Raw genomic sequence first — 15,618 nt, 5'->3', positions numbered from 1 at the left:
ATCGAGGGGGTTGTCTTGAATACGCAGGAGCCGGGACCAAACAAGCTGTTCGCTCTCGGGCAGCGCCCAACAACAACTTTTCTGCATATCCTGATCGCACTCAAGATCATCTTGCTGTTCGTTCTGGCTTGGAACATCCGCTTCGTCATGGATGAATTCGTCCAACTCGGATGGGCGAAATATTTCTCCAACGGCCTGTTCGATACGATCTGGCATCCCAAGGCGGTCGGCTATGCGGCTTTTTATGAGATTGCTCATCTGATCGGCTGGAGTGCCACGTCGATTCTGCTTGCTGGCCGCATGCAGACTGCATTGCTGGCCTGCGGGACGATCTCTTTGATCTACGCATGCGCTCGCGCTCTGGGCGAGGATCGCGTGCGCGCTTTGACGATCGTCCTCGTTCTCCTGTGCTTTTCGAATTTCATGGAGCGCATCTTTCGTACCATCGCCGAACCGCCGGCAGTGTTCTTCGCCGTGGCGGCGTTGCTGGTTGTCCTGCGCGCACCTGGGTTGAGGGCAAGGCAGCTTGTTGCCGCCGGCATGCTAAGTGGCCTTGCCTTCGTCATCACTCAGAAATCGGTCTACTTCAACGTTGCGCTCGGCATCGGCCTTGTTGCTGACGCAGCCTTGATGAGACGCTACGCAACAGGGGCGGTTCGCGGAGGGTGGCTCGTGCTTGGATGGGCCGTTCCGATAATCGTCTATTGCTTGATCTTCGGTGGAGGAGCCCCTGTTCTCGCGGCCAAAAACCTTATACTTGGCCCGGTCGAGATTGCGACGCGTGGAGGCGGTGACTATGGGGGACTGAGGCAGTTCGTGTTACAGACACTGGCGCGGAACGCCCTTCTTTACGGGATCTGTTTCTCCGGTATGGCCCTGTCACTGATGCGGATCATGAAACTCGATGGTCGAAGGCGAATTGCGCTGATCTTTTCACTCGTCATCACGGTGCTGGTATTCACGCACGACCAGCCCTGGCCTTATGTCTTCATCATGGCGTTGCCGTTCGTTGCGCTCTGGTCGTTGGAGCTTCTCGACAGCACCGCAACCCACGCGCGCTACCGGGTTCCTGTCCTCGCGGTGCTGATCACAGCCATCGCCATGAGCTACGCGAGCAATGTCGTTTACCTACGCCTCAACAATCAGACCCAGCTTGAACTGGTCTCGCGCGCGGAATCTTTGCTCGCACCGGATGAGAAGTATTTCGACGGCATCGCCATGCTGCCCAATCGACAGGAGCCCTCCACACTCTGGCTCGACCAGCATTATGTCTTGAAAACATTGCAGGAAGGCAGGCAATCGGAAGCCTACAAAGTTCTCTCGGATTCCCCGCCCAAGATGGTCCTCTGGTCATATCGCATGGATTTGATCGATACCGTCATCGCGCCTCTCATCCGCGACAGCTACGTCCAGATCGCTCCCAACATCAGAATGGCTGGTCGTCGCCTCTATTCCGGTCGTCCGGTCGTTTTCAAGGTGCCTGTCGCCGGACGATACAGCCTGTACACGACCAGCGGGGAGCTTGCAGACGGCGAGGTCGAGATAAACGGCACCTCGCATTCTTCGCCCCTATCCTTGGAGGCAGGTACCAGCGACGTTGTCCTGCGCAACGGTCCAGCCGAGGCACTGCTGCTGCCGGAAGGTGACTATGAAAACCGCATCGTGCCTGGCGGGGACAATGCCGAGCTGTTCACGGGAGTTTACAATTAAATACCGGTTTCGGTCTTCAGCGGCCGGGTCATCAATGCCGTGACAGCCTGCCGAATGGTGATCGTGCCGTCCAGTATCGCCGACACCGCAGCGATGATCGGCGCGTCGATGTCGCGCTCGGTGGCGATGCGGGCGGCGATCGCCGCCGTCGGCACGCCTTCGGCGAGCGGCAGTCCGGCCAAGGGCTTGCCTTGCCCCAGCGCCAGCCCATAGGCGAAATTGCGCGACTGGGCCGAAGAGCAGGTGAGCAAAAGGTCGCCGAGGCCGGAAAGCCCCATCAGCGTCTCCGGCTTGGCGCCGAAGGATGCCCCGATGCGGCGCAGTTCGACGAAGCCGCGTGTCACCATGGCGGCCTGCGCGCTGGCGCCGAGCCCAGCGCCGGTGACGGCGCCAGCGGCAATGGCGAAGACATTCTTCAAAGCGCCACCAATCTCGACGCCGATCAAATCGTCGCTGGAATAGCAGCGCAGATTCTGCGCCGAAAAGCGCGCGGCAAGCTCGGCCGCCAAGGCGTCGTCGGGGGCAGCAACCACGACAGCGGTCGGCAGACCCCTGGCCACATCGGCGGCAAAGCTCGGACCGGACAAGGCCGAAACCGGAGTTTCGGGCAGGATCTCACCAACGATCGCCGACAGCAGCGCGCCGGTGTCGCGCTCGATGCCTTTGGCGCAGAGAACCAGCGGGATGCCTTTCGGCATATGGGGCTTTGCCGTCGTCAGCATGGCGCGCAGCGCCTGCGCCGGCGCCACGGCCAGCGCGCAATCGGCATCGGTCAGGGCCGTGCCGATATCGCTCGTCGCCGCAATGCCTGTTTCAATGGCGATGCCGGGGAGATAACGCGGGTTCTCGCCGCGGCGGATCGCGGAAACAGTCTCTTCGTCGCGGGCGTAGAGCCGGACATCGTGACCGGCGCGCAGCATCGCCAGCGCCAGCGCCGTGCCCCAGGCGCCGCCGCCGAGCACGGCGACGCGCCAGCCGGTTCTGTCCCTGCCGCTTGTGTTGCCGGCGCTCATGCTTTTGCTCCGCGCCGGCCGGAGCCGACCATCGGGGCCGAAATGCTGTCCAGCGGCCAGCGCGAACGCGGCACGAAATCGAAGCCGTTCTCTTGAGACAGGCCTGCCCGCAACCGCTCGATGCCGGCCCAGGCGATCATCGCCGCGTTGTCGGTGCACAGTTTGAGCGGCGGCGCGACAAAGGCGAAGCCGGCCTCGGCGCACTGCTTCTGCAGCGTCGCCTTGATCGCTCTGTTGGCGGCGACGCCACCGGCAACGACCAGCGCCGGCTCGGCCTTGTCCGGAAATTCGTCGCGGAAGCGGGCCAGCGCGCGGGCCACGCGGTCGCCAAGTACGTCGGCTACCGCCGCCTGGAACGAAGCGCAGATGTCGGCGACATCCTGCTCGCTTAGCGGCTGGATGGCGGTCGCCGCCTGGCGCACGGCGGTCTTGAGGCCGGAGAAGGAGAAATCGGGCTGCGCCGAGCCCCTCATCGGCCGCGGAAAGGCAAAGCGCGTCGCATCGCCCGACATTGCCGCCTTTTCGACGTTCGGGCCGCCGGGATAGGGCAGGCCGAGCATTTTGGCCGTCTTGTCGAAAGCTTCGCCGAGCGCGTCGTCGATGGTCGTCGCCCAGCGCTGGTAGTCGCCGACGCCGCGCACGGCGACGATCTGGGTGTGGCCGCCGGAAACCAGCAGCAGCAAATAGGGAAAGTCGAGCCCGTCGGTCAGCCTTGCGGTCAGTGCGTGGCCTTCGAGATGGTTGATGGCGATCAGCGGCTTGCCGGCGGCCGCTGCAATCGCCTTGGCCGTCATCAGGCCGACGATCAGCCCGCCGACCAGGCCGGGGCCCGCAGTGGCGGCAATGGCGTCGATGTCGGCCAGGGCTACGCCCGAATCCGCAAGAGCGGCCTCGACAATGCCGTCCAGCGCCTCGACATGGGCGCGCGCGGCGATCTCCGGCACGACGCCGCCGAAGGCGGCGTGCTCCTCGATCTGGCTGAGCACGATGTTGGACGCAATCACCGGCACGGAATCGCCGTCCAGCGTCACCACGCTGGCGGCGGTCTCGTCGCAACTCGTCTCAATGCCCAGAACGCGGATCAATTCGTCGCTATCTCCAGAGATTGTGTCGCCGGACTTTCCTAGTTAGTAGAGGCGGGCCTCGCTAGGGAGAGCGCCGGCAACGCAAAGCCAGCCGGGGGTTATCACGGACCGCGCGCCATGCAAACTTTGAAAATCGGAACACGCGGCAGCCCGCTGGCGCTCGCCCAGGCGCATGAAACGCAGGCGCGGCTGATGGAAGCGCACGGCATGCCGGCGGAAGCCTTCGAGGTCGTCGTCATTTCGACCAGCGGCGACCGCATCCAGGACCGGCCGCTGTCGGAAGCCGGCGGCAAGGGCCTGTTCACCAAGGAAATCGAAGAGGCGCTGCTGGCCGGCACGATCGATATCGCCGTGCATTCCTCCAAGGATATGCCGACAGTGCTGCCGGACGGGCTGGAGCTGTCCGCCTTCCTGCCGCGCGAGGATGCGCGGGACGCCTTCATCGGAAAGGCGGTGAAGCGCATTGTTGATTTGCCGCAAGGCGCCAAGGTCGGGTCGTCTTCGCTCAGGCGCCAGGCGCTGATCCGGCGCATGCGGCCGGACCTAGACGTGGTCATGTTCCGCGGCAATGTGCAGACCAGGCTGCGCAAGCTGGAGGAAGGCGTCGCCGAAGGCACGATCCTCGCCTATGCCGGGCTGAAGCGGCTCGGGCTCGGCCATGTCGTCACCGATCTGATGCCGCTCGATGCCTTTCCGCCGGCGCCGGGACAAGGCGCAATCGGCATCGAAACCCGCATCGGCGACAGCGAGGTCGAAAAGATGCTGGTGGCCATCCATGATGTGCCGACAGGCCAGGCGCTGGCCTGTGAGCGCGCCTTCCTGGCGGCGCTCGACGGCTCCTGCCGCACGCCGATCGCCGGCTATGCGACGATCTCGGGCGGCAGGCTGGTTTTCGCCGGGCTGATCATTTCGCCCGATGGCACGCAATCGCATGAGGTCAAAGCCGAAGGCTTGGCGCTGGATGCCGCTGACATCGGCACGGACGCGGCCAGGATGGTGCGGGTCAAAGCGGGCGAAACCTTCTTCGACGGCTGGGTCTGATATGCGTGTCCTGGTGACGCGGCCGCAACCTGGGGCGTCGCGAACCATGCGGCGGCTGCAGGAATTGGGATTTGAGCCGCTCCTTCTGCCGCTGACCGAAACGGTGACACTGCGGGTTGGCGCCGATGCTGCGAGCGACAATGCCGTGGCCGTCGCTGTGACCAGCGCAAATGCGGTGCGGCATGCGCCGAAAGAACTCATTCGTGCGCTCGCCGCCTTGCCTTGCCATGCCGTCGGACGCAGGACGGCTGAAGCGGCACGTTCGACAGGGTTCTTGTCGGTCAGCGAAGGGGCGGGCGACGCCGAGCGGCTGGCCGAGGCGATTGCTGCCGGCCTTTCCGGCAAGGCGGTCGTCTATCTCACAGGGCGCGTGCGGTTTCCGGCATTCGAGGCGCGGCTGCGAAAGGCCGGCGTCGAGGTCCGCACCGTCGAAACCTACGACACGATTTCGCTCGATTATTCCGATGCTGAAATCCGTACACGCCTGTCCGATCAGGCGGTCGACGCGGTGCTGCTCTATTCAGCCAAGGCGGCGGCAGCGTTGCAGGCCTTGGCCCGCCGGGCGGAACTGCGCGATCTCTTTGAAAACATGCAGGCTTTTGCGCTCTCCGAGCGCGTGGCAGCGGCGTTTGACAATGCCGCCGGCAAAAAAATACGCATTGCGCGGGAACCGCAGGAGGAGGCGCTGCTTGAGCTGTTGCACCGCGGCGACTGAGCGCCGTGTCATCACGCCGCCCCTTTTCACCTGATGATGATGTGCTAGACCATTTTTCAAACCATCACGCGCCGTCGGGCGCCCAGACGAAGCAGGATTGCGGAGCCCAGGCATGGTCAAGACGCCGAAGATGCGACATTCGAAAAGCCGCCGCGAGCCGGTGACCATCGAACTCGAACCCGGCGCTGTCTCGCGCATTGCCGATGCGGATGCCGCCAAGACGGATGTCGCCAACTCGGACGACGTTGGGGCCCCGGCAGAATCGGTTGCGGCCGAGGATGCGGCTGCCATGGCCAATGCGCAGCCGGAGACGCCTGACGAGCCCGTTCATGCCGATCAAGCCGATCTCGAGCCGTGGGAGCACTCCGACGCCGCGGCGCAGGCCGCTCCCGAAAGCGCCGATGCCAAGGCGTCCACCCAGGCGGAGCAGCCTTACCCCACCGCTTCGGATGCGCCACCGCGCGCCAGAACCTCCGACTACAGTTTCGAGGATGCCTCGCCCAAGCCGGGTGCACCCAAGGAAACCCCAAGGACAGCCGGGAACCAGCCTATGGCCGCGCAACCGAAGCGCACGAGCGGCATTGCCGCCGGCATCATCGGCGGTGTCATCGCGCTGGCTGCCGCCGGCGGGCTGCAGTTTGCCGGCGTGCTTGGCGCTCCGGGCTCAGGGGCGGGCACGGTCTCGCTCGACGGCGTCAATGGCGAGATCGCTTCGCTGAAGCGCGAAATCGCCGACCTCAGGGAAGCCAGCGGCAATGGCGCCGCAACGGCCAAGGTCGACGGGCTGTCTTCGGCGCTGGATCAGGTCAAGGCCGATGTCGCATCGCTGAAATCGGCGGTCGAAAGGGGCGGCGCCGGCGACAATGCCGGGCTTGCCTCGCTTGGCGACAAGGTCAAGCAGATCGAGACCGCGGTCGCCGCCCTTGGCCAGGCCGGTGGTGCAGCGCCCGTCGATCTCGCGCCGCTCAATGAAAGACTGGCGGGCCTCGACGCGCTGGTGAAATCGGCCGGCGAGGCAGCCAAGGCGCAGGAAGGCAAGATCGCCGCGCTGGAGCAGTCGGTGACGCAACTCGCCGGCAAGGTCGATGCGCAGGCCTCGCAGCCAAAGATCGCGATGGCCATCGCCGCTTCGGCCTTGAAGGCGGCGCTTGACCGCGGCGCGCCGTTCGCCGCCGAGTTGGAGACCTTCGCAGCGATCTCGCCCGATGCACCGCAGATTGCGGCGCTGCGCCCCTACGCTGAAAAGGGCGTCCCAACCCGCACCGAGATCGCCGGCGAGGCCGACGCCGCGGCCAATGCGATGGTCGCGGCGGCGACGCCGGTCGATGAAAATGCCGGCTTCTTCCAGAACCTTTTGTCGAGCGCCGAATCGCTGGTCAAGGTTCGGCCGATCGGCGCCGTCGAAGGCGCCGGCGCGCCGGAAACCGTGGCGCGCATCGAAGTGGCGGTCAATCAGGGCGACTACGCCAAGGCGCTCAGCGAATACGCAACGCTGCCGGATGCGGTCAAGGCCGCCGGCGCCGACTTTGCCGGCAAACTGAAGGCGCGCATCGACGTCGAGACGCAGGTCGACGCGCTGATTGCAGGTGCGATGAAGGCATGAGGACGACACGATGATCCGCATTCTCATCTTTCTCGGCGCCGTCTTCGCGCTCGGTCTTGGCTTTGCCTGGCTGGCCGATCGTCCCGGCGAGATGGTCGTCACCTTCAACGGTTACCAATACCAGGTCAGCCTGATGGTGGCTGCGGTGGCGATCGTTGCCGTCGTCGCAGCGGTGATGATCGTCTGGTGGCTGATCAAGTCGCTGTGGAACAGCCCATACACGATCTCGCGCTATTTCCGCGTCCGCCGCCGCGACCGTGGCTATCAGGCGCTGTCGACCGGCATGATCGCAGCCGGCGCCGGCGATGGCGCGCTGGCCCGCAAGAAGTCCAAGGAAGCCGCCAAACTGATCCGCTCCGACCAGGAGCCGCTGATCCAGCTGCTCGAAGCGCAAGCCTCGCTGCTCGAAGGCGACCATGAGGGCGCGCGCGAAAAATTCGAGGCGATGCTCGACGATCCCGAAATGCGGCTGCTTGGCCTGCGCGGGCTCTATCTCGAAGCCGAGCGGCTCGGCGACCGCAACGCGGCGCGTCACTATGCCGGGCGCGCCGCTTCCGTCGCGCCGCAACTGGCTTGGGCCGCCGAATCGACGCTGGAGGATCTGACCGGGCGCGGCGACTGGGACGGCGCGCTGAAGCTGGTGGAGGCGCAGAAGTCGACCAGGCAGATCGAACGCGACGCCGCCAATCGCCGCCGCGCCGTGCTGTTGACCGCCAAGGCGCAGGCGCTGACCGACAGCGACCCCAATGCAGCCAAGACAGCGGCACTCGAGGCCAACAAGCTCGCGCCCGATTTCGCACCGGCCGCGGTTGCAGCCGCCAATCTTCTGTTCAAACAGAACGATGTGCGCAAAGGCTCGAAGATCCTTGAGGCAGCCTGGAAGGCGGAGCCGCATCCCGAGATCGCCGAGCTCTACACCCATGCAAGGCCGGGAGATGCCGTGGTCGATCGTCTCAACCGGGCGAAGAAGCTGCAGGAGCTGAAGCGCAACAATGCCGAATCGTCGATGACGGTGGCGCGCGCCGCGCTCGATGCGCAGGATTTTTCCACCGCCCGCCGGGAGGCGGAAGCGGCGATCCGCATGGATCGCCGGGAAGGCGCTTACCTGCTGCTGGCCGATATCGAGGAGGCAGAGACCGGCGACCAGGGCAAGATCAGGCAATTGCTGTCCAAGGCGGTCAGGGCGCCGCGCGATCCGGCCTGGGTCGCCGACGGCGTCGTCTCCGAACGCTGGGCGCCGGTATCGCCGGTCAGCGGCAAGCTCGACGCTTTCGCCTGGCGCGCACNCCCGCCAAGCCGGCAAAGGAAGCCGAAGTGATCGATCATCCCGCCGTTGCCAAGACGATCAGCGAGGCGCCGACCGAGCCGAAGCCCGCTGTGGGCGATGACCAGGTCACGCCGGTCACCGCCGCCGCTTTCGCCGCAATACCAAACGACGCCGAACCCGTCGAACCTGCCGAGGAACTGGCGCGGCTGCCCGACGACCCCGGCGTCGACCCCGATGACGAAGCGGAGAAGTCACCGCGCCGCTTCCGCCTGTTTTGATCCCTGAAGCATGATCCCAAAAAGTGGATACCGGTTTTTGGAAAAGATCATGCTCCAATAATGTGAAGTGAGCACCATGTTCGAACGCGTCCTGGCCTTTCTGAAAGACCTGCCCTCCGGGGCTGGGGCTCGCGCCAATGCGGACGATCCGCGCGTTGCGGCGTCGGCTTTGCTCTATCATGTGATGAATGCCGACGGCGTGCGCCAGGATGTCGAGTGGGAGCGGTTCAAGCAGGTGCTGGCGCAGAGCTATTCGATCAGCGGCGACGAACTCGATGCACTGGCTGCCGCCGGCGAGCGCGCCGACAATGAGGCGATCGACCTCTATGCCTTCACCAGCGTCTTGAAGCGCCATCTCGACGCCGAGGCGCGCAAGGCTTTCATCGGCCTGATGTGGGAAATCGTCTATGCCGATGGCGAACTGCACGAGTTGGAGGACAACACCGTCTGGCGCGTCGCCGAACTGATCGGCGTCGAGCGCCACGACCGCGTCGAGGCGCGCCGCAAGGCGGCGGCCGCCGCGCCCGGCGCCAGCGGAACGTCGAGCGACGAATAGGATTCCGCCTTTCCATGCCGCCCAGACCGAGCTCGAAACCAAAAATCCTGATCGTGCTGCATCAGGAGACTTCGAGCCCCGGCCGGGTTGGCCACATGCTGCTCGAGGAAGGTTTCGACCTCGACATCCGCCGGCCGCCTCTCGGCGACAGCCTGCCGGAGACGCTGGAGGGACACGCCGGCGCCGTGGTGTTCGGCGGGCCGATGAGCGCCAATGACGAAGATGAGTTCGTCCGCCGCGAGACCAACTGGCTCAATGTTCCGCTAAAGGAGAACCGGCCCTTCCTCGGCATCTGCCTTGGCGCGCAGATGCTGGCCAATCATCTCGGCGGCAAGGTCGAGGGGCATGGCGAGGGGCTGGNTCAGACGTGTGCTCTTCCGATCTAGAAACTGCTGCCTTGGCCCGACATGGTCTACCAGTTTCACCGCGAAGGCTTTTCGCTGCCCAGGGATGCGACGCTGCTGGCGACGGCGGAAACCTACCCCAACCAGGCTTTTCGCTATGGCGACAATGCCTGGGGCATCCAGTTCCATGGCGAACTGACCCGGTTGATGATGCAGCGCTGGGTGGTGCGCGGCGCGCACCGTTTCGAATTGCCCGGCGCGCAGCCCGGCCGCGACCATCTCGGCGGCCGGCTGATCTGGGATATGCACCTCAAGCGCTGGCTGAGCGAATTTTTGAGCCTGATCTTCGGCAAGCCTACTGAGGGATAGAGCAAAATCCAACTACTCTGAACGGCCGAGCTTGCCAAAGACGACTTACCTCTGGGAGGCGTGTACGATGGATCCGGGACCTTAGCCCGTTCCCGCAGATTTGGATTGCGCCCCAAACACTCCGATGGATCGAAAAACTCCGTGGCGCATTTAAGCTTCGGCTAATAACGGCCCCAGGAGAGAACCAATGAAGAAGACGCTGCTCATTTTGAGCCTACTCATTCCGCTCGCGGCATGCTCCCGCACCGAACAAGGCGCTGCCGTCGGTGGTTTGGGTGGCGCAGCTGTAGGCGCAGCAGTGGCCGGCGACCCGGTAAAAGGGGCGGTTGTTGGCGGGGCGGTCGGAGCGCTGGCCGGGGCGGTCATCGGGCACGCCAGCGAAGCCGGCCAGTGCAGATATCGCGGTCGGAACGGTCGAGTTTACGTTGCTCAGTGCCCGGACGGCTACTGATCTCAAAGGCGCGTGATCTCTTTCGATCACGCGCCTGCTCGGGGTAGGATAACTGAATGGCATATAACAGCAAAAGACTGCTGGCTTTCTGGTTAGCCGTTGTCAGCGCTGTCGCGATAAACGCCGAACTTTCGACCGCGGCCTTGGCCGCACCTGTAGAAGCGAAGACGATTGCCGATCACTTCTCATCGGTAAAGTCCATGTCCGGGGACTTTGTCCAGTCGGGCCCAAGAGCGGAAAGGACCAAAGGGAAATTTTTCCTCCAGCGGCCGGGCAAGATCCGGTTCAACTATGCAGGCCAATCAGGGGTCAGCGTAATTGCAGATGGAAAATCCTTGGTGGTCTATAACAAGAAGCTCAAGACATCGCGGCTTTATGCTCTCTCGAAGACGCCGCTCAAGCTGCTCCTCGACAATCAGGTCGACTTTTCCGGCAATCGCCTCAAAAGTATCAGGGACGATGGCGCCCAGGTGATCATCAGGCTGGCCGACAAGTCGGCCTTCGGCAATTCGAATATCACTATGGTGTTTGACAGGGAATCGCTCGATCTACGCAGATGGACCCTGACTGACGAGAGGGGCCTTACCTCGACAGTCACCATATCCAACGTGAAGCAGGGCGTTCGCGCTCCTGCGGGCACCTTCACTATCGACTATGCTGCAAACCGTGAATTCAACACCAAAACGAAATAGTCGGCAGCGCCACGAACTGCCCGTGTAACACTACTCGGCGGCCGTCTCGGACGGCACCTCTGCCGGTGCCGAAGACTCGGCCTCGGCATGCGGCTTGCGCCGTGAGAACAGCGACCTGAGCGTGACGTAGAACACCGGCGTCAGGAACAGGCCGACGAAAGTGACGCCCAGCATGCCGGAGAACACCGCGGTGCCGAGCGACTGGCGCATTTCCGCGCCCGGGCCCGTCGCGATCATCAGCGGCACGACGCCGAGGATGAACGAGAAGGCGGTCATCAGGATCGGCCGCAGCCTGAGCCGGCACGCTTCGACGGCAGCCTCGGCGGCCGACAGGCCGCGTTCCTGGGCCTGCCGCGCGAACTCGACGATCAGGATCGCGTTCTTGGCGGCAAGCCCGATCAGCACGATGAGGCCGATCTGCACGAGGATGTTGTTGTCCAGCCCTCGGAACGACACGCCGAGCAACGCCGCGAGCACGCCGAGCGGCACCACCAGCACGATGGCGAACGGCAGCACCCAGCTTTCATATTGCGCCGCCAGCGCCAGGAACACGAACAGCACCGACAGTCCGAAGATATAGACAGCGGCATTGCCGGTGTTACGCTCCTGATAGGCGAGTTCGGTCCATTCGTAGGAGGTACCGGCCGGCAACGTCTGTGCCGTGATCGCTTCCATCTTGGCAAGCGCATCGCCGGTGGAAACGCCGGGCGCGGCGTTGCCCTGCAGCGGCACCGAGACGTACATGTTGTAGCGCTGGACCAGCGCCGGGCCGGTGACGTCGCGGATCTCGATCAACGTGCCCAGCGGAACCAGCGCGCCGGTCGCCGAGCGCACCTTCAGTTTCAAGATGTCGGCGCGATCGAGGCGGAACGCCTGGTCGGCCTGCGCGCGCACCTGGTAGACGCGCCCGAAAGCGTTGAAGTCGTTGACGTAGGCGGTGCCCAGATTGATCGACAGCGTCTCGAAGATGTTGGGGATCGGCACGTTCAGGATGCGCGCCTTGTCGCGATCGATCGCCAGGAAGAATTGCGGGCTGGACGCGGAGAAAGTGGTGAACACGCCGGTCAGCCCCGCCGTCTTGTTGGCCTTGCCGGCAATTTCATAGGCAAGCGCCAATATCTGCCGCATGTCGGCGCTGTTGCGCTCCTGGATCTGCAGCTTGAAGCCGCCGGCATTGCCGACGCCGCGGATCGGCGGCGGCGGCAGTGCGATTATGAAGGCTTCCTTGATGCTTTGCAGGCTGCCGAACAGATTGCCGATGACCTGGGTCGCCGACTGGCCGGCTTCCAGTCGCTCGTCAAACGGCTTGAACCTGGCGAAGATCACGCCCGCGTTGCTGGCGTTGGTGAAGGTCGCGCCGGAGAAGCCGGCGAAGGCGACCGCGTAGTCGACGCCCGGTGTTTTCTGGATGATCTGCGACGCCTGCTGGATGACGGCATCGGTCCGCGATAGCGAGGCGCCGTCCGGCAACTGGACGACGACGATCGCATAGCCCTGGTCGAGCGACGGAATGAAACCGCGCGGCACCGTCTGAACCATATAGACCGTGGCGTAGATGAGGGCCGCGAAAACGGCCAGCGTGGCGGCGATCGCTATTCGCGAGCCGACCAGCACGCGCACGATGCTCGAATACCAATGGGCGACCTTGTCGAAGCCCCGATTGAAGCCGTCGGCGAGCGCCCGTCCGAACCGCGCCAGGAAAAAGCGCGGCGGCGCCGCAGCAGTGTGGTGCGGCTTGAACAGCAGCGCGGCCAAGGCCGGCGAGAGCGTCAGCGAATTGAATGCCGAGATCGCCGTCGACACCGCGATGGTGATCGCAAACTGCAGGTAGAACTGCCCGGAAATGCCGGGAATGAAGGCTGTCGGCACGAACACCGCTATCAGCACCAGCGAGATCGCGATGACCGCCGTTCCGACTTCGTCCATGGTCAGATGCGACGCCGGATTGGGCGCCAGCCCGCTGGCGATATTGCGCTCGACGTTCTCGACCACGACGATCGCATCGTCGACGACGATGCCGATGGCCAGCACGAGGCCGAACAGCGTCAGCATGTTGAGGGAGAAGCCGGCGGCGTAAAGCACCGCCAGCGTGCCGATCAGCGACACGGGGATCGCCACGATCGGCACGATCGCCATCCGCCACGATTGCAGGAAGACGATGATGACGATGATGACCAGCACCATCGCCTCGAGGATCGTCTTGTAGACCTCCTGGATCGACTCGGCGACGAACTCGGTCGGATTGTAGACGATGTCGTAGCTCAACCCCTTCGGGAAGTCCTGGGAAAGCTCCTTCATCTTGTCCTGGATCTCCGCGGCTGCGGCGAGCGCATTGGTGCCTGGCCGCTGGAAGATGGCGAGCGCCACCGCCGGTTTGCCGTTGAGATAGGAGTTGGTGACGTAATCCTTGGCGCCGAGCTCGATGCGCGCCACGTCCTGCAGCTGGATCAGGCGGCCGTCTTCGGCCGATTTGACGATCACGTATCGGAAGTCGCGTGCGTCGTTGAAGCGGCCTTGCGTGGTGACCGTGTACTGGAACGCCGTGCCGGTATTGGTCGGCGGCGCGCCGATGGAGCCGCCCGACACCTGGACGTTCTGGTCGCGCAGCGCCTGCACCACATCGCCCGAGGTCATCCCCAGGGCGGACAGTTTTTCCGGATCGAGCCAGATGCGCAGCGAATATTCGCGTTCGCCAAAGATGATGAGGTCGCCGACGCCGTCCAACCTGAGCAGTATGTCGCGCACCCGCGAGCGGGCGTAGTTCGAGACGTAGAGCTGGTCGTAGGTATTGTCGGGGGACAGCATGTGCACGACCATCATCAGGTCGGGCGAGCTCTTGATGGTGGTGATGCCGAGGCGGCGGACTTCTTCGGGCAGGCGCGGCTCGGCGACCGAGACGCGGTTCTGCACCAGCACCTGCGCCTGGTCGAGATCGGTGCCCAGCTTGAAGGTGATGGTCAGCGCCATCGCTCCGTCGCCGGACGAATAGGACGACATGTAAAGCATGCCCTCGACGCCGTTGATCTCCTGCTCGATCGGCGTTGCCACCGTCGCTGCGACCGTCTCGGCGTCGGCGCCCGGGTACTGGGCGCGAACGACGATGGTCGGCGGCGCGATCTCGGGATATTGCGCGATCGGCAGCTGGGTATAAGCAATCCCGCCGAGGATCAGGAGGACTATCGAAACCACCGATGCGAAGATCGGACGGTCGACGAAGAAATGGGCGAACCTCATTGCTGCAACCCGGCGGTCTCGACCTTGGGCGGCAACGTCACCATCTCGACCTTCACCTTGGTGCCGGGCCTGGCGTGCATCAGCCCGTTGACGATGATCGTCTCGTCGCCGGTCAGGCCCGCGCGGATCACCCGGTAGCCGTCGAGAAGCGGGCCGGTGCGCACGGGCTTCGCCGACACCATCCCAGCCTCATCCACCAGGTACACGATGCGGCGATCCTGATCGGCGCCGACCGCCTCGTCGGGCACCAGGACGCCGCTATGCGGCAGCGACCCCGGCACGTTGATGCGCCCGAACATGCCTGGCTGGAGAACGCCGTCGGCGTTGGCAAACCTTGCACGCACCCGCATGGTGCCGGTCGCGTTGTCGATCCGGTTCTCGGCAAAATCGAGCTTGCCCTTGAATACCGCCTCCGCGCGGTCGGCGACGCGAACCACCACCTCGAGCCCGCCGGCGCCTTCCTGCATGCTGCCGCCGCGCTCCTTCGCGTCGCGGGCGTAGCTGAAATACAGGCGCTCATCGACGTCGAAATAGAAGTCGATCGGATCGCGCGTTACGATGGTTGTCAGCAAGGTGGAATCCGGCTGCACGAGGTTGCCGACCGACACCAGCCGGCGGTCGATGCGGCCGGACAAGGGCGCCTTGATCTCGGTGAACTCCAGGTTCAGGTTGGCCGTCGTCAGCGCCGCCGTCGCGCCCTGCATCTGCGCCTGCGCCGAAAGGTATTCCCGCCGGCGGTCGTCGACCGTCGCGGCCGAGATATTGCCGGTCTTGGCGAGCTCATCGGCGCGATCCAGCTGCATCTTGGAGAATTCGAGCAGGGACTTGGCGACGTCCACTTGCGACTTGGCGGCATCGTAGGCCGCCTGGTACGGACGCTGGTCGATGGTGAAGAGCAGGTCGCCCTTGTTGACCAGTGCGCCGTCCTGGAAGCTGATCTTGTCCAGATAGCCGCTGACGCGCGAACGGATGGCGACCTCGTCGACGGCTTCGAAGCGCCCGACGAACTCGTCGTCTTCGACGATTTCACGCACCACCGGCTTGGCCGCCGTCACCACCGGCAGTTGCTGGTCCTGCGCAAACGCGTTGCTGCTGAAAGCCATGCCGAGCAGGAATGCCACTGGGACGGCGGAGCGGGCCAGCCAGCCGACCGATCGGCTGGGTCGCCCGCTTGCGTCGCGATGCGATTGCCGATTCCCTGAAGTGTCCATTTGCGTCCCCGCTAGCTGGACCCGGAGGTCGGGTGGTTTTCTTCTATAT

General features: G+C 64.3%; 11 protein-coding genes and 2 pseudogenes. 9 read left to right on the top strand and 4 right to left on the bottom strand.

What is annotated here, in order from left to right; genetic code table 11:
• The first annotated feature begins 15 nt into the window (after positions 1-15).
• A complete protein-coding gene (locus X751_RS143985; RefSeq protein WP_198022456.1) occupies positions 16-1,710 on the top strand; it encodes a hypothetical protein in 1,695 nt (564 codons plus the stop codon).
• Here X751_RS143985 and X751_RS143990 read toward each other — a convergent pair.
• Complete coding sequence (locus X751_RS143990; RefSeq protein ID WP_023745393.1) at positions 1,707-2,723, bottom strand: NAD(P)H-dependent glycerol-3-phosphate dehydrogenase; 1,017 nt, start codon at positions 2,721-2,723, stop codon at positions 1,707-1,709. The two genes, X751_RS143985 and X751_RS143990, sit on opposite strands and share 4 nt — an antisense overlap.
• The gene (tsaD, locus tag X751_RS143995) at positions 2,720-3,805 is read right to left on the bottom strand and encodes a tRNA (adenosine(37)-N6)-threonylcarbamoyltransferase complex transferase subunit TsaD (RefSeq protein WP_196815009.1); all 1,086 of its coding nucleotides are present in this window, start codon (positions 3,803-3,805) and stop codon (positions 2,720-2,722) included. Before tsaD ends, X751_RS143990 begins: the two co-directional genes overlap by 4 nt.
• 120 nt (positions 3,806-3,925) lie before the next feature.
• Between tsaD and hemC the strand changes: the two genes are divergently transcribed.
• The 8 genes and pseudogenes from hemC (at position 3,926) to X751_RS144025 (ending at position 11,124) form a co-directional block, all read left to right on the top strand.
• Positions 3,926-4,849 (top strand): hydroxymethylbilane synthase, encoded by a 924-nt coding sequence (gene hemC, locus X751_RS144000; RefSeq protein WP_023736796.1) that lies wholly within the window; start codon positions 3,926-3,928, stop codon positions 4,847-4,849.
• 1 nt (position 4,850) lies between these two features.
• Positions 4,851-5,564 (top strand): uroporphyrinogen-III synthase, encoded by a 714-nt coding sequence (locus X751_RS144005; protein ID WP_023745391.1) that lies wholly within the window; start codon positions 4,851-4,853, stop codon positions 5,562-5,564.
• A gap of 112 nt (positions 5,565-5,676) precedes the next feature.
• The gene (locus X751_RS144010) at positions 5,677-7,167 is read left to right on the top strand and encodes a COG4223 family protein (protein ID WP_023745390.1); all 1,491 of its coding nucleotides are present in this window, start codon (positions 5,677-5,679) and stop codon (positions 7,165-7,167) included.
• Positions 7,168-7,177: 10 nt separating this feature from the next.
• Positions 7,178-8,712 (top strand): annotated as a pseudogene (locus X751_RS01000000164005) (heme biosynthesis protein HemY).
• 76 nt (positions 8,713-8,788) lie between these two features.
• Positions 8,789-9,268, top strand: a complete 480-nt coding sequence (locus tag X751_RS144015) for a TerB family tellurite resistance protein (protein WP_023698391.1) — start codon at positions 8,789-8,791, stop codon at positions 9,266-9,268.
• A gap of 14 nt (positions 9,269-9,282) precedes the next feature.
• A pseudogene (locus tag X751_RS01000000164000) lies at positions 9,283-9,981 on the top strand (glutamine amidotransferase).
• 187 nt (positions 9,982-10,168) lie between these two features.
• Positions 10,169-10,432: a YMGG-like glycine zipper-containing protein gene (locus tag X751_RS144020; protein WP_023670477.1), complete on the top strand. Its 264-nt coding sequence runs from the start codon at positions 10,169-10,171 to the stop codon at positions 10,430-10,432.
• A gap of 56 nt (positions 10,433-10,488) precedes the next feature.
• Positions 10,489-11,124: an outer membrane lipoprotein carrier protein LolA gene (locus X751_RS144025; protein WP_023745389.1), complete on the top strand. Its 636-nt coding sequence runs from the start codon at positions 10,489-10,491 to the stop codon at positions 11,122-11,124.
• A 30-nt stretch (positions 11,125-11,154) separates the two neighbouring features.
• Here X751_RS144025 and X751_RS144030 read toward each other — a convergent pair whose 3' ends face one another.
• Both X751_RS144030 and X751_RS144035 read right to left on the bottom strand, forming a co-directional pair.
• Complete coding sequence (locus tag X751_RS144030) at positions 11,155-14,358, bottom strand: multidrug efflux RND transporter permease subunit (RefSeq protein ID WP_023745388.1); 3,204 nt, start codon at positions 14,356-14,358, stop codon at positions 11,155-11,157.
• Complete coding sequence (locus tag X751_RS144035; RefSeq protein WP_023687741.1) at positions 14,355-15,461, bottom strand: efflux RND transporter periplasmic adaptor subunit; 1,107 nt, start codon at positions 15,459-15,461, stop codon at positions 14,355-14,357. The genes X751_RS144030 and X751_RS144035 overlap by 4 nt, the downstream gene beginning before the upstream one ends.
• Between the last annotated feature and the right edge of the window lie 157 nt (positions 15,462-15,618).

It is taken from the genome of Mesorhizobium sp. LNJC394B00, from assembly GCF_000502555.1.
Lineage (GTDB): Bacteria > Pseudomonadota > Alphaproteobacteria > Rhizobiales > Rhizobiaceae > Mesorhizobium.
Note: the sequence above shows the minus strand (reverse complement) of the source record. Positions and strands in the feature narration are given on the sequence as shown.

What these genes read in the sequence shown, in the direction of transcription:
- hemC (WP_023736796.1), top strand. Translation starts at nt 3,926, where the DNA reads ATGCAAACTTTGAAAATCGGAACACGCGGCAGCCCGCTGGCGCTCGCC.
- X751_RS144015 (WP_023698391.1), top strand. Translation starts at nt 8,789, where the DNA reads ATGTTCGAACGCGTCCTGGCCTTTCTGAAAGACCTGCCCTCCGGGGCT.
- X751_RS144030 (WP_023745388.1), bottom strand. Translation starts at nt 14,358, where the DNA reads ATGAGGTTCGCCCATTTCTTCGTCGACCGTCCGATCTTCGCATCGGTG.
- X751_RS144025 (WP_023745389.1), top strand. Translation starts at nt 10,489, where the DNA reads ATGGCATATAACAGCAAAAGACTGCTGGCTTTCTGGTTAGCCGTTGTC.
- X751_RS144010 (WP_023745390.1), top strand. Translation starts at nt 5,677, where the DNA reads ATGGTCAAGACGCCGAAGATGCGACATTCGAAAAGCCGCCGCGAGCCG.
- X751_RS144020 (WP_023670477.1), top strand. Translation starts at nt 10,169, where the DNA reads ATGAAGAAGACGCTGCTCATTTTGAGCCTACTCATTCCGCTCGCGGCA.
- X751_RS144005 (WP_023745391.1), top strand. Translation starts at nt 4,851, where the DNA reads ATGCGTGTCCTGGTGACGCGGCCGCAACCTGGGGCGTCGCGAACCATG.
- X751_RS144035 (WP_023687741.1), bottom strand. Translation starts at nt 15,461, where the DNA reads ATGGCTTTCAGCAGCAACGCGTTTGCGCAGGACCAGCAACTGCCGGTG.
- X751_RS143990 (WP_023745393.1), bottom strand. Translation starts at nt 2,723, where the DNA reads ATGAGCGCCGGCAACACAAGCGGCAGGGACAGAACCGGCTGGCGCGTC.